Annotated in this window: 18 protein-coding genes; 12 read left to right on the top strand and 6 right to left on the bottom strand. The window is 76.1% G+C overall.

Going from position 1 to position 18,974, the window contains the following annotated elements; all coding sequences use genetic code 11:
- The first annotated feature begins 84 nt into the window (after nt 1-84).
- Entirely contained in the window at nt 85-1,440 is a 1,356-nt protein-coding gene (gene glmM, locus GA0070558_RS05180; protein WP_077938329.1) for a phosphoglucosamine mutase, read from the top strand.
- Nucleotides 1,441-1,562: 122 nt separating this feature from the next.
- Here glmM and GA0070558_RS05175 read toward each other — a convergent pair whose 3' ends face one another.
- Nucleotides 1,563-2,753, bottom strand: a complete 1,191-nt coding sequence (locus GA0070558_RS05175; protein ID WP_091276400.1) for a pyridoxal phosphate-dependent aminotransferase — start codon at nt 2,751-2,753, stop codon at nt 1,563-1,565.
- Between the two features lie 245 nt (nt 2,754-2,998).
- Here GA0070558_RS05175 and glmS point away from each other — a divergent pair, with 245 nt between their 5' ends.
- Complete coding sequence (gene glmS, locus GA0070558_RS05170) at nt 2,999-4,912, top strand: glutamine--fructose-6-phosphate transaminase (isomerizing) (protein WP_077938331.1); 1,914 nt, start codon at nt 2,999-3,001, stop codon at nt 4,910-4,912.
- Nucleotides 4,913-5,005: 93 nt separating this feature from the next.
- Here the strand turns inward: glmS and GA0070558_RS05165 are convergent, their stop codons facing one another.
- A complete protein-coding gene (locus GA0070558_RS05165) occupies nt 5,006-6,727 on the bottom strand; it encodes an alpha/beta hydrolase (protein ID WP_369523368.1) in 1,722 nt (573 codons plus the stop codon).
- Entirely contained in the window at nt 6,724-7,020 is a 297-nt protein-coding gene (locus tag GA0070558_RS05160) for a hypothetical protein (protein WP_077938333.1), read from the bottom strand. Before GA0070558_RS05160 ends, GA0070558_RS05165 begins: the two co-directional genes overlap by 4 nt.
- Nucleotides 7,021-7,351: 331 nt before the next feature.
- Between GA0070558_RS05160 and GA0070558_RS05155 the strand changes: the two genes are divergently transcribed.
- The 10 genes from GA0070558_RS05155 (at nt 7,352) to GA0070558_RS05110 (ending at nt 16,379) form a co-directional block, all read left to right on the top strand.
- Nucleotides 7,352-8,842: an NAD(P)H-hydrate dehydratase gene (locus GA0070558_RS05155; protein WP_091276397.1), complete on the top strand. Its 1,491-nt coding sequence runs from the start codon at nt 7,352-7,354 to the stop codon at nt 8,840-8,842.
- A 101-nt stretch (nt 8,843-8,943) separates the two neighbouring features.
- Nucleotides 8,944-10,062 (top strand): alanine racemase, encoded by a 1,119-nt coding sequence (gene alr / locus GA0070558_RS05150; protein ID WP_091276393.1) that lies wholly within the window; start codon nt 8,944-8,946, stop codon nt 10,060-10,062.
- Nucleotides 10,059-11,156 carry an alpha/beta fold hydrolase gene (locus tag GA0070558_RS05145; protein WP_091276391.1) on the top strand — a complete coding sequence of 366 codons (1,098 nt, stop codon included), beginning with the start codon at nt 10,059-10,061 and terminating at the stop codon, nt 11,154-11,156. Before alr ends, GA0070558_RS05145 begins: the two co-directional genes overlap by 4 nt.
- A complete protein-coding gene (gene tsaE, locus GA0070558_RS05140) occupies nt 11,153-11,659 on the top strand; it encodes a tRNA (adenosine(37)-N6)-threonylcarbamoyltransferase complex ATPase subunit type 1 TsaE (protein WP_229404695.1) in 507 nt (168 codons plus the stop codon). The genes GA0070558_RS05145 and tsaE overlap by 4 nt, the downstream gene beginning before the upstream one ends.
- A gap of 136 nt (nt 11,660-11,795) precedes the next feature.
- On the top strand, nt 11,796-12,497 hold the full coding sequence (locus tag GA0070558_RS05135) for a uracil-DNA glycosylase (protein WP_091276388.1): 702 nt from the start codon (nt 11,796-11,798) through the stop codon (nt 12,495-12,497).
- 231 nt (nt 12,498-12,728) lie between these two features.
- Nucleotides 12,729-13,589: a maleylpyruvate isomerase family mycothiol-dependent enzyme gene (locus tag GA0070558_RS05130; RefSeq protein WP_091276385.1), complete on the top strand. Its 861-nt coding sequence runs from the start codon at nt 12,729-12,731 to the stop codon at nt 13,587-13,589.
- 116 nt (nt 13,590-13,705) lie between these two features.
- Nucleotides 13,706-14,383: a tRNA (adenosine(37)-N6)-threonylcarbamoyltransferase complex dimerization subunit type 1 TsaB gene (gene tsaB / locus GA0070558_RS05125; RefSeq protein ID WP_091276382.1), complete on the top strand. Its 678-nt coding sequence runs from the start codon at nt 13,706-13,708 to the stop codon at nt 14,381-14,383.
- A gap of 58 nt (nt 14,384-14,441) precedes the next feature.
- Nucleotides 14,442-14,921, top strand: a complete 480-nt coding sequence (rimI, locus tag GA0070558_RS05120; protein WP_377536959.1) for a ribosomal protein S18-alanine N-acetyltransferase — start codon at nt 14,442-14,444, stop codon at nt 14,919-14,921.
- Nucleotides 14,922-14,927: 6 nt separating this feature from the next.
- On the top strand, nt 14,928-15,974 hold the full coding sequence (tsaD, locus tag GA0070558_RS05115) for a tRNA (adenosine(37)-N6)-threonylcarbamoyltransferase complex transferase subunit TsaD (protein ID WP_077938340.1): 1,047 nt from the start codon (nt 14,928-14,930) through the stop codon (nt 15,972-15,974).
- A gap of 150 nt (nt 15,975-16,124) precedes the next feature.
- Entirely contained in the window at nt 16,125-16,379 is a 255-nt protein-coding gene (locus GA0070558_RS05110) for a hypothetical protein (RefSeq protein WP_043965635.1), read from the top strand.
- A 76-nt stretch (nt 16,380-16,455) separates the two neighbouring features.
- On the opposite strand, the gene GA0070558_RS05105 is transcribed toward GA0070558_RS05110, so the two are convergent.
- The 3 genes from GA0070558_RS05105 to GA0070558_RS05095 all read right to left on the bottom strand — a co-directional run bounded on the left by GA0070558_RS05105 (nt 16,456) and on the right by GA0070558_RS05095 (nt 18,955).
- Entirely contained in the window at nt 16,456-17,199 is a 744-nt protein-coding gene (locus tag GA0070558_RS05105) for a DUF4142 domain-containing protein (protein ID WP_077938341.1), read from the bottom strand.
- A gap of 230 nt (nt 17,200-17,429) precedes the next feature.
- Complete coding sequence (locus GA0070558_RS05100) at nt 17,430-17,717, bottom strand: DUF1707 SHOCT-like domain-containing protein (protein WP_091276380.1); 288 nt, start codon at nt 17,715-17,717, stop codon at nt 17,430-17,432.
- A gap of 56 nt (nt 17,718-17,773) precedes the next feature.
- Nucleotides 17,774-18,955, bottom strand: a complete 1,182-nt coding sequence (locus GA0070558_RS05095; RefSeq protein ID WP_091276377.1) for an ROK family protein — start codon at nt 18,953-18,955, stop codon at nt 17,774-17,776.
- Between the last annotated feature and the right edge of the window lie 19 nt (nt 18,956-18,974).

Below are 18,974 nucleotides of genomic sequence, written 5' to 3'. Positions count from 1 at the left end.
CGGCCGGGTCCACCTCTCCTCGCCGGGAGGTGGCCCGGCCGTTTCGCTTTCTCTCTTGCACCATTTCATCGGAGGTTGGCGGGTATGGGCCGGTTGTTCGGCACGGACGGCGTACGCGGGCGCGCGAACGCGGATCTCACCCCGGAGCTCGCGCTCGCGGTGGCGGTGGCCGCCGCCCACACACTGGCCGAGACGGACCGCAGCCATCCGCCGCTGGCCGTGGTCGGCCGGGACACCCGGGCCAGCGGCGAGATGCTGGAGGCCGCCGTGGTCGCCGGCCTCACCAGCGCGGGCGCCAACGTCGTGCGCGTCGGCGTGCTGCCCACCCCCGCCGTGGCGTTCCTCACCGCCGAGGCCAAGGCCGACCTGGGCGTGATGCTCTCCGCCTCGCACAACCCCATGCCCGACAACGGGATCAAGCTCTTCGCGGCCGGCGGCCACAAGCTGCCCGACGAGATCGAGACCCGGATCGAGGCGGCCGTCGAGGCGAACGCCGTCACCGCGTGGGACCGGCCGACCGGCGCCGGGGTGGGGCGCGTGCACGACCTGCTCGACGGCGCGGACCACTACGTGCAGCACCTCGTCGGCACCGTGCCGCACCGCCTCGACGGCATCAAGGTCGTGGTCGACTGCGCCAACGGCGCGGCGGCCGAGGTCGCGCCGGTGGCGTACCGGGAGGCGGGGGCCGAGGTCGTCGCCATCCACGCCGAGCCGGACGGCCTCAACATCAACGACGACTGCGGCTCCAACCACATCGACGCGCTGCGCGAGGCCGTGGTCGAGCACGGGGCGCACCTGGGCATCGCCCACGACGGCGACGCCGACCGGTGCGTGGCGGTCACCGCCGACGGGGTCGAGGTCGACGGCGACCAGGTGATGGCGATCCTCGCCGTGGCCATGCGGGAGGCCGGCGCGCTCACCGACGACACGCTCGTCGCCACCGTGATGAGCAACCTCGGCCTGCGGCTGGCCATGTCCGCGCAGGGCATCCGGCTGATCGAGACGAAGGTCGGCGACCGGTACGTCCTGGAGGAGCTGCGCGGCTCCGGCCTCGCCCTCGGCGGCGAGCAGAGCGGGCACATCGTCATGCCGGCCTACGCGACCACCGGCGACGGGGTGCTCACCGGGCTGCACCTGATGGCCCGGATGGCCGCCACCGGCCGCACCCTCGCCGACCTGGCCGCCGTGGTGACCAAGCTGCCCCAGGTGCTGATCAACGTGCCGGTCGGGGACCGCTCGGTGGGCGCCGCCGCGCCGGCCGTCCGGGCCGAGGTCGAGCGGGCCGAGGCGGAACTGGGCGAGACCGGCCGGGTGCTGCTGCGCCCCTCGGGCACCGAGCCCCTCGTCCGAGTGATGGTCGAGGCGGCCACCGAGCAGGCCGCCCGCGAGGTCGCCGAGCGCATCGCCGAGCAGGTCCGCGCCGCCAGCCCCGCCCAGTAGGGGTAAGGAAGGGCCCCTTGTTAACGCTTTCTGCATAGAAGGGGCCCCTTCTCACACCCGCCCGGCGGGAACGCCGGCGTCGTGGTGGCGGGTTCGGGTGCGAGCGGGGCAGGGAGCCCGGGTCAGGTCAGGTCGCGCAGCCGGGTGACGGCCTCCGCGAGCACCTCCGGTCGCTTGCAGAACGCGAACCGGACCAGCCGCCGGCCCGCCTCGGCGTCGTCGTAGAACACCTGCGTCGGCACGGCCACCACCCCGCACCGCGCCGGCAGCGACCGGCAGAACTCGACCCCGTCCCGCCCGCCGAGCGGGCCGATGTCGGCCGTGACGAAGTACGTCCCCTCGGGCGGGAGAACGCCGAAGCCCGCGTCGGTCAGCCCGGCGACCAACTGGTCCCGGCGGGCCTGCATCCCGGCCGCGAACTCCGCGAAGTAGGCGTCCGGCAGGGCCAGCGCCACCGCCACCGCCGGCTGCAGTGGCGCGCCGTTGACGTAGGTGAGGAACTGCTTGACCCGCAGCGCCGCCGAGACCAGCGGCGCCGGCCCGCTGATCCAGCCCACCTTCCACCCCGTGCAGGAGAACGTCTTGCCGGCCGACGAGATCCGCAGGGTGCGCTCGCGCATGCCGGGCAGGGTGGCCAGCGGCACGTGCGGCGTGGCGGCGTCGGCGAAGACCAGGTGCTCGTACACCTCGTCGGTCACCGCGTACGCGTCGTGCTCGCGGCACAGCTCGGCGACCAGGGTCAGCTCCTCGCGGGTGAAGACCTTGCCCGTCGGGTTGTGCGGGGAGTTCAGCAGGACCAGCCGCGTACGCGGCCCGAACGCGGCGCGCAGCGCCGCCGGGTCGAAGGCGTACCGGCCGTCTGCCTCGGGCCGCAGCGTCACCGGCCGCCGCACCGCGCCGGCGAGGGCGATCGAGGCCGCGTACGAGTCGTAGTACGGCTCGAAGCAGACCACCTCGTCGCCCGGCTCGCAGAGGGCGAGGATGCTCGCGGCGATCGCCTCGGTGGCCCCGGCGGTGATCACGACCTCGCCGTCCGGGTCGTACTCCAGGCCCCAGAACCGGCGCTGGTGGGCGGCGACGGCGGCCCGCAGCGCGGGAATGCCCGGACCGGGCGGGTACTGGTTCTGGCCGCCGCGCAGCGCCTCGGCGGCGGCGGCGAGCATCTCGGGCGGCCCGTCGGTGTCGGGGAAGCCCTGCCCCAGGTTGACCGCGCCGGTGCGGACGGCCAGGGCGGACATCTCGGCGAAAATGGTCGTCCCGAACGGCCGCATCCGGGCCACCAGCGGATCGACATCGGCGGGCGTCGTCGTCACCCGCGTCAGCCTACGGGCTCGCCCCGACCGCGCCCACCCTCGGCCGGCCGGCGGAGGGTGCCCGGTGGGCCCGCCGAGGGGGTACGGCCGGGTGGCCGCCAGCGGGCACGCGTCGGCACGGTGCCTGGGCGGGCCGGGAGATTCGTCCCCGGAGCGGCCCGCCCCACCAATTCGCTCAAGCTCGATGCTTGTTTACCCGGCTTCTGCGCACGCGTGGTGAGCGAAACTGGGTTAGGCTGCGGACCATGTGTGGAATCGTGGGTTACGCCGGCGCGCGCCCGGCGCTCGGCATCGTGCTCGACGGCTTGCGCCGCCTGGAGTACCGGGGCTACGACTCGGCCGGGGTGGCCGTCGTGTGCGCCGACGAGCTGCTGATGGAGAAGAAGGCGGGCAAGCTGGCCAACCTCGAGAAGGTGCTCGCCGAGCGGGCCGCCACCGACCCGGAGGCCTGCGCCGCCAGCCCGATCGGCATCGGGGACGGCACCACCGGCATCGGGCACACCCGGTGGGCCACCCACGGCGGCCCCACCGACCGCAACGCCCACCCGCACCTCGCCCCGGACGGGCGGGTCGCCGTGATCCACAACGGCATCATCGAGAACTTCGCGAAGCTCCGCGCCGAGCTGGAGGACGACGGCGTCCAGTTCAGCAGCGACACCGACACCGAGTGCGCCGCCCACCTGCTCTCCGCCGCGCTGGCCGACCTGCGCGCCGCCGGCGAGCCCGACGGCCCGCAGCTGCTCGCCGCCGCGATGCGGGTGGTCTGCCAGCGCCTCGAAGGCGCGTTCACGCTGCTCGCCGTCGACGCGGCGGTGCCCGGCGCGGTGGTCGGGGCCCGCCGCAACTCGCCACTGGTGGTCGGCCGGGGCGACGGGGAGAACTATCTCGCCAGCGACGTCGCGGCGTTCATCGAGCACACCCGCGACGCGGTCGAGCTGGGCCAGGACCAGATCGTCCTGATCACCGCCGACTCGATCGAGATCACCGACTTCGCCGGCCTGCCGGCCACCGGCAAGGACTTCCACATCGACTGGGACTCCTCGGCCGCCGAGAAGGGCGGCTACGACTGGTTCATGCTCAAGGAGATCGAGGAGCAGCCGCAGGCCGTCGCCGACACCCTGCTCGGCCGGCTCACCGACAGCGGCGAGATCATGCTCGACGAGGTCCGCCTCAGCGACCAGGACCTGCGCGACGTCGACAAGATCTTCATCGTCGCGTGCGGCACCGCCTACCACTCGGGTCTGGTCGCGAAGTATGCCATCGAGCACTGGACCCGGATCCCGTGCGAGGTGGAGCTGGCCAGCGAGTTCCGCTACCGCGACCCCGTCCTCGACCGGTCCACGCTGATCATCGTGATCTCCCAGTCGGGCGAGACCATGGACACGCTCATGGCGCTGCGGCACGCCAAGGAGCAGAAGGCCCGGGTGCTCGCCATCTGCAACACCAACGGCTCGACCATTCCGCGCGAGTCCGACGCCGTCCTCTACACCCACGGCGGGCCCGAGATCGCCGTCGCCTCCACCAAGGCGTTCCTCACCCAGCTCGTCGCCTGCTATCTCATCGGCCTGCACCTCGCCCAGGTGCGCGGGATCAAGTTCGCCGACGAGGTGGCCGCCGTCGTGGACCAGCTCCACCAGATGCCCGGCAAGCTGCGCGAGCTGCTGGGCCGGATCGAGCCCGTGCGGGAGCTGGCCCGGGAGATCAGGTCCGAGCCGACCGTGCTGTTCATCGGCCGGCACGTCGGCTACCCCGTCGCCCTGGAGGGCGCGCTCAAGCTCAAGGAGCTGGCGTACATGCACGCCGAGGGCTTCGCCGCCGGCGAGCTCAAGCACGGCCCGATCGCGCTCATCGACCAGGGCACCCCGGTGATCTGCATCGTGCCGTCGCCCGTCGGCCGGGGCATGCTGCACGACAAGGTCGTCTCCAACATCCAGGAGGTACGCGCCCGGGGGGCCCGCACCATCGTGATCGCCGAGGAGGGCGACGAGGCGGTCGTCCGCTACGCCGACCACCTGATCCGGGTGCCGCGTACGCCGACGCTGCTCGCGCCCCTGGTGACCACCGTGCCGTTGCAGGTGCTCGCGGCGGAGATCGCGGCGGCCCGGGGCCACGACGTCGACCAGCCCCGCAACCTCGCCAAGTCCGTCACCGTCGAGTAGCGGCCCGGGGCCGGCCCTCCCGGAGCGTCGCGCGCCACCGGCCTGCCCGCCAGGGCGACGGGCCGGCGGCTCGCCGCCTGCGGGAGGGGCCGGTCACCGGCCCAGGACGACGCGGGCCATGCCGTCCAGGGCCGGGTTGGCCGGGTCCCAGTAGCCGGTGTGGCCGTATCGGCCGCTGGGGAAGGTGCGCCCGCCGAAGCCCGGGTCGGCTGGGTCGTGGCCGAACCACAGCGCGTGGTCGTCCCGGCCGGTCAGCACGGCCGCCAGCGGACTGAGCCCGCGCAGGACGCGGCGGGGCAGCTCGTCGGGGGCGGGGGCCAGCCGGATCCCGTCGTCGGGCGCCGTGCTCGCCCAGACCTCGCCGCTGGGCAGCCGCAGCCCGTCGGCCCGGTCCACGCCGACGCCCGGCGAGCCGACGAAGACCAGCGCGTCGGCGGCGAGCCCGTGGTCGCGGGCGGCGGTGCCCACGACCAGCGAGCCGTAGCTGTGCCCCAGCACCGTCTGCCGGGCCGGCGGGCCCTCGTGCGTCGCCCGCAGCCCCTCCTGGAACCGGTGCAGCGCCGGGCCGGCGTCCCGGGCCTGGTGGGGCAGCACGGCCTCGTGTAGGAAGTCCGGCGCGTCGTAGTCCAGCCAGAGCACCGCCGCGGTGGACGCCGTCGGGTCCAGCGCCGCGCAGCGGGCCTGCACCTGGGCGGCCCGGCCCAGCTCACCCGTGGCGTCGGCGAGGCCGGCGGTCATCCCCGGCACGTAGGTCAGCACCCGGTCGGCCCGGTCCGGGTCGCCCAGCGCCACGACCGTCCGCCCCTCGCCGCCCGTGTCCAGCCCCAGCAGGTACGCCCGGGGCTGCCCGCCGCCGTTCAGCCGGGCCGCCAACGCGTCCAGCCCCGTCAAGGCCCCCTCCACCCGGGCCAGCCCGGCCAGCTCCACCGGCCCGCGCGGCAGCCGGTCGAGCAGCCGGCGGCGCTCGGCCAGCAGCACCGCCCGCCGCCGGTCGACCAGCAGCCGGTTCGCCTGGTCCCGGGCCGCCACGGGCACCCCGTCGAGGCGGCCGACCAGCTCGGGCTCCCGGGCCACCAGCCAGCGGCGCTGCGCGGGCGTGAGCCCGGCCCACCAGGACCGGACGGTCGCCGGACTGGCACCCGGCGGCGGACGCCAGGGTGGGGGCGGGGCCACCCAGCCCGCGCCGGCCGCCCGGGTCAGCTCGTCGAGCCGGCCGGCGGCCTCCCGGTCGGCCGCGTCGGCCAGTTCCAGGGCCGCTGCCACGGCGGCGGCGACCCGCGCCACGGGGGCGGGCCCGCCGGGCTGTGCCCGCGCCGGGTCGGCGCTCGCCCGGCCCCGCCGGTCCAGCCGCACCCCGCCGTCGTCGGCGAGGGCGACCGCCTCGGTCAGCCGGGCCTTGGCCCGCTGCAACCGCCCGGCCAGCTCGGCGAGCACCTGGTCGGTCTCGATCACCGCCGGCGCGAGGGCCGCCAGCTCGGACCGGAGCGCGCCGATCCGCCCGCCCGCCGCCCCGGCCGCAGCGCCCGCCCAGCCGCCCCGCAGCGCCCGGGCCGCCCCGTCCAGCTCGGCCGCCCGCCGGTCGACCAGCCCGGTCAGCCCCCGCCAGGCCGCGCCGGCCGCCGCCCACCGGCCCGGGTCGGCCGCCCACAGCCGGGCGTAGGCGTCGCCCCCGGCGTCGGGGGACGCCCGCCCGCCGGCCGCGTCGGTGCCGCCGGCACGGCCAGCCCCACCGGCACCGGCCCTGGCCGGGCCGCCATCCCCGCCGGCCGCCGCCGGGCTCCCGCCGCCCGCGCGCCCGCGCGCCGCCGTGCTCACCGGGGCAGCGTCGTGAGCCGGTGGGCGGCCCGCTCGTCGGCCGCCTGGTAGCCCTCGGCGGCGACGGTGAGCGCCCCCTGGGCGGCGGCGACCCGTGCGCCGAGCGCGCCACACCAGGCGTGCGCGGCCGACTCCAGGCCGGCCAGGGCGCCCGCCGACCGCCAGCCGGGCGCCGGCACCGCAAGCCCGGGCACGCCGGACAGCCCGTGCCCGAGCTGGTACGCGAGGTCGCCCAGCGCGCCGGCGACCTCCCGCAGCAGCTCCGGGCGGACGGTGAACGGCTCCTCGGTCATCGGCGGACTCCTCCGGCTCGGTGCCCCGTCACGAGATGACGGGCGGCGCGGCGGCCCGGGTGGGCCGGCGACCCCGCCGTCGACGGGTGGACAGCGACGCCGTCGACGCTAGGCAGCCGCCCCGCCGACCGGAACGCCCTGTGGACAACGGGCGACGGTCGTACCCTCGGGTTGTCCACAGGCATTGCCCACAGTCGACCCGACGGGTAACCTGCGGCCGCCCCCGCCGGTAGGGTGAGGCCATGATCCTCGACGGGCCGGGGCGGACCCGGCACGCGGACGATGCCGGCGACGGCGGCCCCGGCGCGACCGCCGGACGGGGCGTGGCGGCATGAAACCGGTGTGGCGGGTCGCGGACGTCCGGGCGGCGGAGGCCGGGCTGATGGCCACCCTCCCCGCCGGCACGCTGATGCACCGGGCGGCGGCCGGGCTGGCCCGCCGCTGCGCGCTGCTGCTCGCCGACCGGGGCGGGGTGTACGGGGCCCGGGTGCTGCTGCTGGTCGGCACGGGAGACAACGGCGGCGACGCCCTGTACGCGGGCCAGCGGCTGGCCCGCCGGGGCGCCGCGGTCTCGGTCCTGCTGCTCACCCCGGGCCGGGCGCACGCGGCGGGGCTGGCCGCGCTGCGTGCCGCCGGGGGCTGCCTGGTGGACCGGCCGCCCGCCGTGGTCGACCTGGTGGTGGACGGGATCGTCGGGATCGGCGGCGCCGGCGGGCTGCGCGAGGCGGCCGACCGGCTGGCCGGCGAGCTGCCCGGCCTGCGCGGCCGCGACGGCGGGCGGGCCGCGGTGGTCGCCGTGGACGTGCCCAGCGGCGTGGCCGTGGACACCGGCCACGTGCCGCCGGCCGCCTCCGGGCGGCTGACCGCGATCCGGGCCGACGTGACGGTGGCGTTCGGCGCGCTGAAGCCCGCCCTGGTGGTGGGCCCGGCGGCGGCGCTGGCCGGCCAGGTCGAGCTGGTCGACATCGGCCTGGGGCCGTGGCTGCGCGGCACGCCCGCGCTGCGGGTCACCGAGCGTTCCGACGTCGTCGACTGGTGGCCCGAGCTGGGCCCGGCCGCCGAGAAGTACACCCGGGGCGTGGTGGGCCTGGCGACAGGCTCGGCGGCGTACCCGGGTGCGGCCGTGCTCTCCGTCGGCGGCGCGCTCGCCGGCCCGACGGGCCTGGTCCGCTACGCCGGCAGCGCCCGCGCCGACGTGCTGCTCCAGCACCCCTCCGTGATCGCGAGCGGCCGGGTCGCCGACGCCGGCCGCGTCCAGGCGTGGGTCTGCGGCTCGGGGCTGGGCACCGGCGAGGAGGCCGCCGCCGAGCTGCGGGCGGTGCTCGCCGCCCCGGTGCCGGTGGTGCTCGACGCCGACGCGCTGACCCTGCTCGTGGACGGGTCGATGGCGGACCGGCTGCGCCAGCGGGACGCGCCGATCGTGGTCACCCCGCACGACCGGGAGTTCGCCCGGCTCTGCGGGGAGGAGCCGGGCGCGGACCGGGCCGCCGCCGCGCTGCGGCTGGCCGCCTGGATGAACGCGGTGGTCCTGCTCAAGGGGGACCGCACGATCGTCGCCACCCCCGACGGCCGGGCGTACGTCAACCCGACCGGCACCCCCGCGCTGGCCACCGGGGGCACCGGCGACGTGCTCGCCGGGCTGCTCGGTTCGCTGCTCGCCGCCGGGCTGGCCCCGGAGCGGGCGGCCGCCGCGGCGGCGTACCTGCACGGGCTGGCCGGGCGGGAGGCGGCCCGGTCGGGCCCGGTGACCGCGCCCGACGTGGCCGCCGCGCTCCGCCCGGTCGTGGCCGGCCTGCTCCACGGGCGGCCGGGCTCGGGCTGATCGACACCATGCCGGCGACGTGGCGGGGTCCTTCGCCCCCGGATACCGCCATCCGCCCGACATGGCAAAGCCTCCGGCACCCCGGTCAGTAGGCTGGGCACATGTGGCAGTCCGAGGTGCGGGTCGATCTTGACGCGATCCGGGAGAACGTGACGCGGCTGCGGGCCGGCACCGGCGCCGAGCTGATGGCGGTGGTCAAGGCCGACGGCTACGGCCACGGCATGGTGCCGTCGGCCCGCGCCGCGCTCGACGCCGGCGCGGACTGGCTCGGCGTCTGCACCCTCGACGAGGCGCTGACGCTGCGCCGGGCCGGCCTCGACGCGCCCGTGCTGGCCTGGCTGCTCGCCCCCGGGTTGCCGCTGCACGAGGGCGTCGCGGCCGGGGTGGACCTGGCCGCCGCGAGCCTCACCCAGCTCGACGAGATGGTCGAGGCCAGCCGGCTCGCCGACCGCCCGGCCCGGCTGCACCTCAAGATCGACACGGGGCTGGCCCGGGGCGGGGCCACCGTCGCCGACTGGCCGGCGCTGCTGGAGGCCGCCGCGAAGGCCCAGGCCGACGGCCTGGTCGAGGTGGTCGGCGTGTGGAGCCACTTCGTCTACGCGGACCTGCCCGGCCACCCGACGACCGACCGTCAGCTCGCGGTCTTCCACGAGGGGCTGGCCATGGTCGAGCGGGCGGGGCTGCGCCCGCGCTACCGGCACCTGGCCAACTCCGCCGCGACCCTGACCCGCCCCGACACCCACTTCGACCTGGTCCGGCCCGGGCTCGCGACCTACGGGCTGTCCCCGGTGGCCGGCGAGCGGTTCGGGCTGCGCCCGGCGATGACCGCCCGGGCCCGGGTCATGCTCACCAAGCGGGTGCCCGCCGGCAGCGGCGTGTCCTACGGGCACACCTACCTCACCGACGCCGACGCCAACCTGGCCGTGGTGCCGCTCGGCTACGCCGACGGGGTGCCCCGGCACGCCTCCAACACCGGCCCGGTGCAGCTCGCCGGCCGGCGGCGGACGGTCTCGGGCCGGGTCTGCATGGACCAGTTCGTGGTCGACTGCGGCGACGACCCGGTGGTGGCCGGCGACGTGGCGACCCTGTTCGGCCCCGGGGCCGACGGCGAGCCCACCGCCGACGACTGGGCCGAGGCGGTCGGCACGATCAACTACGAGATCGTCACCCGTTTCGGCGGGGTCCGGGTGCCCCGCGTCTACGACGGCGAGCGGCCGTGAGCGAGCGCAGGGGCTTCCGCATCCCCCGGCCCCGCACCGCCGCCGGCCGGGTGGCCGGGGTCGTCGGAGCGGCCGTCGGGGTGGCCGCCGCCGGGCTCGCGGCGGGCGTGGTGAGCGAGCGCGCCCTGGTCCGTCGGCTCAAGGCGGATCCCGCCGACCCGTACGCCGACGAGGTCTTCGGCCAGCAGCGCTACGACGAGGCGTTCCGGCTGGAGCTGCCCGACGGCACCGACATCCACGTCGAAGTGGTGGAGCCGACCCGGCCCGTCCCCGGGCACCCGACGGTGGTGCTGGTGCACGGCTTCTGCCTGGACATGGGCACGTTCCACTTCCAGCGCAAGATGCTCGCCGAGCGGGGCGAGCACCGCATCGTCGCGTACGACCAGCCGGGGCACGGCCGGTCGGGGCGGCTGGAGACCGGCGAATACGATCTCGCCGCGCTCGGCCGCACGCTGCGTCGGGTCATCGACCGGACCGCCCCGGAGGGCCCGCTCGTGCTCGTCGGCCACTCGATGGGCGGCATGACCATCATGGCGTTCGCCGAGCTCTACCCGGAGCTGTTCGGCGACCGGGTGGTCGGCACGGTGCTGATGGCCACCTCGGGCGGGCTGCTGGCCGAGACGAAGCTCGTCGCCCCGGCACTGCTCGGCCGGGTCGGCGCGCCGGTGCTCTACATGGTGAGCAACGCCACCCGCTACGGCGGGCCGGCGATCGACGCCGCGCGCAAGTCGACGTCCAACGTGGCGTGGCTGCTCACCCGCAAGTACGGCTTCGGCACCCCGAAGCCCAGCCCGGCCCTCGTGTCGTACGTCGAGCTGATGAACTCCCGCACGTCGGCCGACACGGTCACCCGCTACCTGCGCACGCTGGCCACCCACTCCCGATATCCGGCGCTGGCCGCGTTGGCCGGCACCCCGGTGCTGGTGGTGGTCGGCGACAAGGACATGATCACCCCCGTGACCCACTCGGAGGAGATCGTCCGGCGGCTGCCGCACGCCGAATACCTCAAGATCCACGACAGCGGGCACGTGGTGATGCTGGAGCACGCCGACGAGGTCAACGGAGCCCTGGCCCGCTTCCTGGAGGGGCTGTGAGCCGAGCCGACGCGGCCGGTGCCGGTGTGCGCGTGACGCTGCCGACGGTGGCGGACACCCACGCGTTCGGCCGCCGGCTCGCCGGGGTGCTGCACGCCGGTGACCTGCTGCTGCTCACCGGTCCACTCGGTGCCGGCAAGACCGCGTTGACCCAGGGCATCGGCGCGGGCCTCGGCGTGCTCGGCGACATCACCTCGCCGACCTTCGTGATCGCCCGGGTGCACCGGCCCGATCCGGTACGGGGCCGGGGCGTCGCGCTGGTGCACGCCGACGCGTACCGGCTCGGGGACGCGGCCGACCCGCGCGCCGAGATCGACGACCTCGACCTGGACGCGTCGGTCGACGACTCGGTCACCGTCGTCGAGTGGGGCGAGGGGCTGGTCGAGCAGTTGGTCGACGCACACCTGCGGGTCCGGATCGACAGGCGCGACGACGACACCCGGCTGGTCGAGCTGGAGCCGGTCGGCGGCGACTGGGCGGCGAGGCTGGCCGCCCTCGCCTGACCGGACGCCGTCGGCCCGAGGCATTCCGTGGGCTTTCGTCGGCCCGAGGCTTCCGTGCCCGCCGTCGGCCCGCCCCGCGCGGGGGTGTCGGACCGGGCTGGTAGGAAGGGGGCCGACCGACTGCGAAAGGTTGCCGATGCCCCACGACGCCCCCACCCTCGACCTGCTCTCCCTGCTGCCCGAGGAGTGGCGCGCCCTGCTCACCCCGCACCTCGACCCGGCCCGCACGGCCGCGCTGGCCGAGTTCGTCGCCGGGGAGTACGCCACCCAGACCGTCTTCCCGCCGGTCGAGGATCTGTTCTCCGCGTACCGGTTGTGCGGGCCGGGTCAGACCCGGGTGCTGATCCTCGGGCAGGACCCGTACCACAAGGCGGGGCAGGCGCACGGGCTGAGCTTCAGCGTCCACGAGGGAGTCTCCGTCCCGCCGTCGCTGCGCAACGTCTTCAAGGAGCTGACCGAGGACCTGGGGGTGGCGAAGCCGCGCAGCGGCAACCTCGACGGCTGGGCCGCGCAGGGGGTGCTGCTGCTCAACTCGGTGCTGACGGTCCGGCAGGCCACCCCCGGCTCGCACGCCAACAAGGGGTGGGAGGAGTTCACCGACGCGACGATCCGCGCCCTCGACGCCCTCGACCAGCGGGTCGTCTTCCTGCTCTGGGGCGGGTACGCCCGCAAGAAGGCGGCGCTGGTCACCAACCCGCAGCACGTGGTGCTGGAGGCCGGTCACCCGAGCCCGATGAACCCGCGCGGGTTCCTCGGCAGCCGCCCGTTCAGCGCGACCAACAAGGCCCTCGCCGACGCGGGCCTGCCGACCATCGACTGGGAGCGTTCGGCGGGCTGAGCGGGCTCCACCGCCGGCCGGGCGGGCCGCCGGGCAGGCCGCAGATGGACCGCCCGGCCCGGCGGATCGCCGGGTGGACCGCCGGGTGGACCGCCCGGCGGGGAGGGCTGCCCGGCGCGTGGGTCGCGTCGCCCGGTCACACCGCACTTTCGGAGTGACCGGGCGATCACCGTCTGATTTAGACTGTCGGCATCCCGGTATCCCGGCGGCTCCACGGATCGGAGGCGGCACGTGGCGGCTACGGCGACGGTCAACCCGCAGCAGTGGCGCGCGGCCCAGGAGGCGCTGGCGGCGGCCACCGACCGGTTCGCCCGGCTCGTCGAGTCGGTCGACCGGCCGCAGACCATGGTGACCGCGCACTGGTCGGTCGCCGACACCGTCGTCCACCTGGTCTCGGTCGCCTGGTGGTATGCGACGAAGCTCGACCCGGAGCACCCGCCGCTGCCGATCCCGGGTCTCGACGCCCGGCTGCCGACGGTCACCGTGGACACCATCGAGGGCGTCAACGACCTGGTCCTGGCCCACCTGACGGAGCGCGATCCCGCGCCGCTGCTGGCGCAGTTCCGCGCCGACGTGGCGAAGATCCTCTCGATCGCCGCCGACCGCGGCCCCGACGAGTTGCTGCCCTGGTTCGGCGACGCCCGCGCCCCGCTCGCCGGCCTCTTCGGCCACCTCGTCAACGAGCTGCTCGTGCACGGGTGGGACATCGCCCGCGCCACCGGCCGGCCGTGGGAGATGCCCGGCCGGGAGGCCGTGCTGTTCTTCGAGGTGTTCCTCCTCGGGGTGGTCCGTGCCGGCTACGGGCGGCTGCTCGACAACGACGAGCCGCCCCGGGAACGCCCGATCACGGTGGAGTTCCGTTCGGCGTACTGCGCCGACGTCACCCTCGTCCTGCACCGGGGGCTGGTGTCGATCGCCGCGCCGGGCGCCCGCCCGGACGTGCGGGTGCGGTTCGACCCGGCGGCGCTCAACCTGATGCTGTTCGGCCGCGTGAGCCGCGTCCGCACCGCCCTCACCGGCGGCGTCTCGATCCGGGGCCGCCGCCCCTGGCTCCTGTTCCCCTTCCTCCGGGTCCTGCGCACCCCCAGCTGACTCCGCCCCGCCTGTCGATCAGGAGGTTCGCGCCATCGTCGAGATCGGCCCTGCCAGGACGGGGCGCGGCGTGGGGGTGCGGGAGGGGCGGTGGGCGGGCGGTTAGGGTTGCGTTCGTGCTCGTACTGGTGGTGGACTCCTCGACCCCTGCGGTGACCGCGGCGCTGGTGGAGGTCACGGCGGACGGCGTGACGCCGCGCGCCCAGCGGCGCACCGTCGACGCCCGCGCGCACGGCGAGCTGCTCGCCCCACAGGTGCACGCCGTCCTCGCCCAGGTCGACGCCCGCCCGACCGACCTGACCGCGATCGTCGCCGGCCTCGGCCCCGGCCCGTTCACCGGGCTGCGGGTGGGGCTGGTCACCGCCGCCACCATGGCCCAGGTGCTCGGCGTCGCGGCGTACGGCGTCTGCTCGCTGGACGGGATCGGCCACCCGGTGGCGGCCGGCGAGCCGGTCCTGGCGGCCAGCGACGCCCGCCGCCGCGAGGTCTACTGGGCGGTGTACGACGGCGCGGGCCAGCGGATCGCCGGCCCCGACGTCGACGCCCCGGCGGTCGCCGCGCAGCGCGCCCGCGATCTGGGGGTCACCGCTGCCGTCGGCGACGGCGCACACCGGTACGCCGACGTGCTCGGCCTGCCGCTGCGCGACGAACCCCGCTACCCGGACCCGACCGCGCTGGTCCTGCTGGCGGCCGAGCGGATCCGGGCCGGCGCGCCCGGCGAGCCGCTCACCCCGCTGTACCTGCGCCGCCCCGACGCCGTGGCCGCCACCGCCCGCAAGTCGGTCCTGCCGTGAGCGGGCGGGAGGCCGGGCGGACAGGAGCGCCTGCTGTGAGCCGGCGGGAGCGCCTGCCGTGAGCGGGCCCGAGCGGCCCGGCCCGGACGGGATCCGGCTGGGCCGGTTCCGCTGGTGGCACGTCGACGAGGTGCTGCCGATCGAGGCGGACCTGTTCGGGGCCGAGCGGTGGTCGCCGGCGATGTTCTGGAACGAGTTGGCCAACGGCCACTTCTATCTGGTCGCCACCCCGGCCGACGGGGAGCGGGTGCTCGGCTACGCCGGGCTCGCCGTCGCCGCCCCGGACGAGGCATGGGTGCAGAACATCGCCGTCGCCCGGGACGCCCAGCGGCGCGGGGTGGGCCGGGCGCTGCTGGAGGCGCTGCTCGCCGAGGCGGCCCGCCGGGGCGTACGCAGCACGCTGCTGGAGGTGGCGGCGGACAACGGCCCCGCCCAGCGGCTCTACGCGACGTACGGCTTCGAGCCGATCGGCGTCCGCCGCGGCTACTACCAACCCAGCAACACCGACGCGCTGGTCATGCGGCGCGACCAGGACTGAGGAGCCATGGCCGACGCACCGCTCATCCTCGGCATCGAGACCTCCTGCGACGAGACCGGCATCGGCATCGTGCGCGGGCACACCCTGCTCGCGGACGCGCTGGCCTCCAGCGTCGCCGAGCACGCCCGGTTCGGCGGGGTGGTGCCCGAGGTGGCCAGCCGCGCCCACCTGGAGGCCATCGTGCCCACCATGGACCGGGCGCTGGCCGAGGCGGGGGTGACCATCGCCGACATCGACGCCATCGCGGTGACGGCCGGCCCGGGGCTGGCCGGCGCGCTGCTGGTCGGCGTGGCCGCCGCGAAGGGCTACGCGCTGGCCGCCGAGAAGCCGGTGTACGGGGTGAACCACCTCGCCGCGCACGTCGCCGTGGACACTCTGGAGCACGGGCCGCTGCCCGAGCCGGCGATCGCCCTGCTGGTCTCCGGCGGGCACTCGTCCCTGCTGCTCGTCGACGACCTGGCCCGGGGCGTGACCCCGCTCGGCGCGACGATCGACGACGCCGCCGGTGAGGCGTTCGACAAGGTGGCCCGGCTGCTCGGCCTGCCGTTCCCCGGCGGCCCGTACGTCGACCGGGAGGCCGCCGCCGGTGACCCGGCCGCGATCGGCTTCCCGCGCGGCCTCACCGCCGCGAAGGACCTCGCCGCCCACCGCTACGACTTCTCGTTCTCCGGCCTGAAGACGGCCGTGGCCCGCTGGGTGGAGGCCCGCCAGCGGGCCGGCGAGCCGGTGCCGGTGGCCGACGTGGCCGCGTCCTTCCAGGAGGCGGTGTGCGACGTGCTCACCGCGAAGGCGCTGGCCGCGTGCCAGGCCCACGGGGTGGACACGCTGGTGATCGGCGGGGGAGTGGCGGCGAACTCGCGGCTGCGGGTGCTGGCCGAGCAGCGGGCGGCGAAGCTCGGCATCCGGGTGCGGGTGCCCCGGCCGAAGCTGTGCACCGACAACGGGGCGATGGTGGCCGCGCTGGGCTCGCACCTGGTCGCGGCGGGGGTCGCGCCCAGCCGGCTGGACCTGCCGGCCGACTCGGCCCTGCCGCTGACCACGGTCAGCGTGTGACGGCCCGACCCGGCCGGGGAGCGCCGCCAACGGCCCGATCCGGCCGGGGAACGCCGCCGACGGCCCGATCTGGCCGGGGAGCGCCGCCGGCGGCCCGGCCCGACCCGGGAGCGCCGCCGGCGGCCCGACAGGAGCGAGGGGAGTGACGACGTGATCGTACGGATGTGGGAGGCGCGGGCGGAGCCCTACGGCTTCGCCGACCTGATCACCTGGGTCTGCGACACGGCGCTGCCGGAGGTCGAGCACGACCCGCTGCACGTGTCCAGCGAGGTGTTCAGCTCCACCGACCACCGGGTGGTGGTGATCTCGAAGTGGCGCAGCAGCCCCCGGCCGCTGCCCGACCCGCCCGCGACGCTGCTGGCCCGCCCCCCGCACGCGTGGGACTTCACCGAGGTCGACCGCTGACGGCGCAAGGGCGCAAGGAAGGGCCCCCTGTTAACGCTTTCTGTTGCACAGGGGGCCCTTCCTAACCAGGCAGCAGTCAACTCCGGCGCAGGATGCGGTACGTGGCGATGCCACCGGTGCCGAGCGCGGCGATGAAGACCAGCCACACCACCGTCGTGCTGACGCCGAGCCGACCGCCGCTGCCGACGTTCGCGGCTGCCGCCGCGACCAGCGAGTCGCTCTGCGCCGGCGGCAGGGCGGCGGGCGGGAGCTGCTCCCAGCGGACCAGGCCGGTGCTCTCCAGCATCGCCATGTGGTCTCCGACGAAACTGTTCGCCTCGTCGGCGAGCTTGCGGACGGTCGCGTCCCGGGTGCTGGCGCGCACCGCGCCGATGACCGGGAAGATCTTGCCGTGCGCCACCCGGAGCCGGGTCACGAAGATCTGGTCGAACCGGGCGCCGGTGGACTCCTGCATCTCCTTGAGCCACCCCTTCTGCTCGGCGGTGGCGTCCGTCGGGAGGGTCGCGCCGAGCTTGTTGGCGGCGTCCACGACGAGCTGGTCCAGCACCCCGTGCTGCCGGGAGATCTCCGCGCCGATCTCGCGTACCCGGGCCGACTGGCCCTTCTCGGCGGCCATCTCGCCGGCCGGCATCTCCCACAGGCCGGCCAGCCGTACGCCGGCGAGCAGCGTCATGTCGGCGGCGTTGAGCTGGGCGTTGGCGGGTGCGGCGACGGCCACGCCGGGTAGCACCCCGAGCGCGGCGACGAAGGTGACCACCAGCGCCGCCATCCGGTGGGTCCGGTGCCCTGGCCGGCGACGTGCGGATCTGAGCGGTGCCATGGGTGCGGTGCCTCCTCGGTCCGGGCCGAACGCGTCCGTCCGGGCGGCCGGGTCTCCCGGGCCGCCCCTCCGGTCACTGGTACGGATCGCCGCCGCGATCAGTTCATCCGAATCCCGGAAGAGCGTCTCGCGAAATCAGGCGGGGGGAATCGGGCGGAGTGAATCCGGCGGCGGGCGCGCGGCGGCGGGGGCGGGCGCGGGCGCGGCGGGTCAGGTGCGGCGGGAGCGGGTCAACGGGTGGCGGCCATCAGCAGGCCGAGCAGGATCAGGGTGGCGACGGCGACCGCGAAGACGACCAGCAGGTCCCGCCGGCCGTGCGCGGGCGAGGCGGACAGGACCGGGTCGGCCGGCAGGTCCCGGGTCACCGCGGCCAGGTCGCCGAGGGTGCGGGCGGACCAGGCGTCGGCGGCCCGCTCGGAGAACTCGTCCAGGGTGAGCCGGCCCGCCGAGGCGTGTCGTTGCAGGTCGGCGACCACCCGCTGCCGGTCGTCGTCGGAGGCGCGCAGCTCGACGTCCACGCCGGACAGCGTACGCAGCCGCGCCCGCCCGGGGCACCCCGCGCGGAACGGGGCGGTCAGGCCGCGTCGAGGGGGTCGGCGAGGAGCCGTTCGAACGCCAGCTCGGCCGCGCCGATCAGCGCCGCGTCGTCGCCGAGTTTCGGGGTACGCAGCCGCACGTGCTCCAGGCAGGCCGGGAGCCCCATCGAGTTGAGCCGGCTGCGCACCTGGGCCGCCGCGGCCAGGTAGAGGTCCCGCATCGTGCCGCCGAAGATGACCATCTCGGGGTTGAAGATGTTGACCAGGTTGGCCACGCCGAAGCCGAGCCAGTCCCCGGCCTGCCGTACCGCCGTCTGGGCCCGTGCGTCGCCCCGGTCGGCGGCCTCGAAGACGGCCAGCACCGCGTCGGGCCCCCGGGCGTCGGACCGGCCGGCGGCCCGCAGCAGACCGTGCTCGCCGATCTCGGTCTCCCAGCAGCCCCGGGAGCCGCACTCGCAGGGCTCCCCGCCGCGCACCACCACCATGTGGCCGACCTCGCCGCCGTACCCGCCGTGCCCGGTCAGCCGCCGGCCGCCGGCGATGATGCCCGCGCCGACGCCGACGTCCCCGTACAGGTAGATGACGTTGTCGCAGCCGGCGGCGACGCCCCGGGCGTGCTCGGCGAACGCCGCCACGTCGGCCACGTTGCCGACGGTGATCGGCACGTCGATGCCCAGCTCGGCGGCGAGCGCCGCGCCGATCGGCTCGTCCACCCAGCCGGTGGTCGGGCTGAGCCGGACCAGGCCGTCGTCGCGGCGGACCATGCCGCAGACCGCGACCCCGGCGCCGACGCAGACCGCGCCCGCGGGCACCGACTGGTGCATCTCCTTGACCGCGCCGGCCAGCAGGGGCGCGGCCTCCCCGGCCACCAGGTTGCGGGGCCGGTCCAGTTCCCGGCGATCGAGCACCGCGCCGCCCAGGCCGACCCGTGCGGCCCGCAGCCGGTCCACCTCCACGCTGTACGCGTACGCGTAGACCCGTTCCGACTCGGGCCGGACGACCAGCGACGGTCGTCCGGCCCGGCCGGTCTCCTTCGGTGCGCCCTCGCTGACCAGCCCGGCGCCGGCCAGGTCGGCGGTCAGCGCGCCGATGGTGCTGCGGTTGAGCCCGAGCGTGGTGGTCAACTCGGCGCGGGTCGTCGCGCCGTGGACGTGCACGTAGCGCAGCAGGGCACCGAGGTTCTGCCGACGGATCTCGTCCTGACTCGGTCCCACGCGCATCGTTACCGGTACTTCCGTG

Source organism: Micromonospora haikouensis (genome assembly GCF_900091595.1).
Lineage (GTDB): Bacteria > Actinomycetota > Actinomycetes > Mycobacteriales > Micromonosporaceae > Micromonospora > Micromonospora haikouensis.
This window is presented reverse-complemented; position numbering and strand designations above follow the sequence as displayed.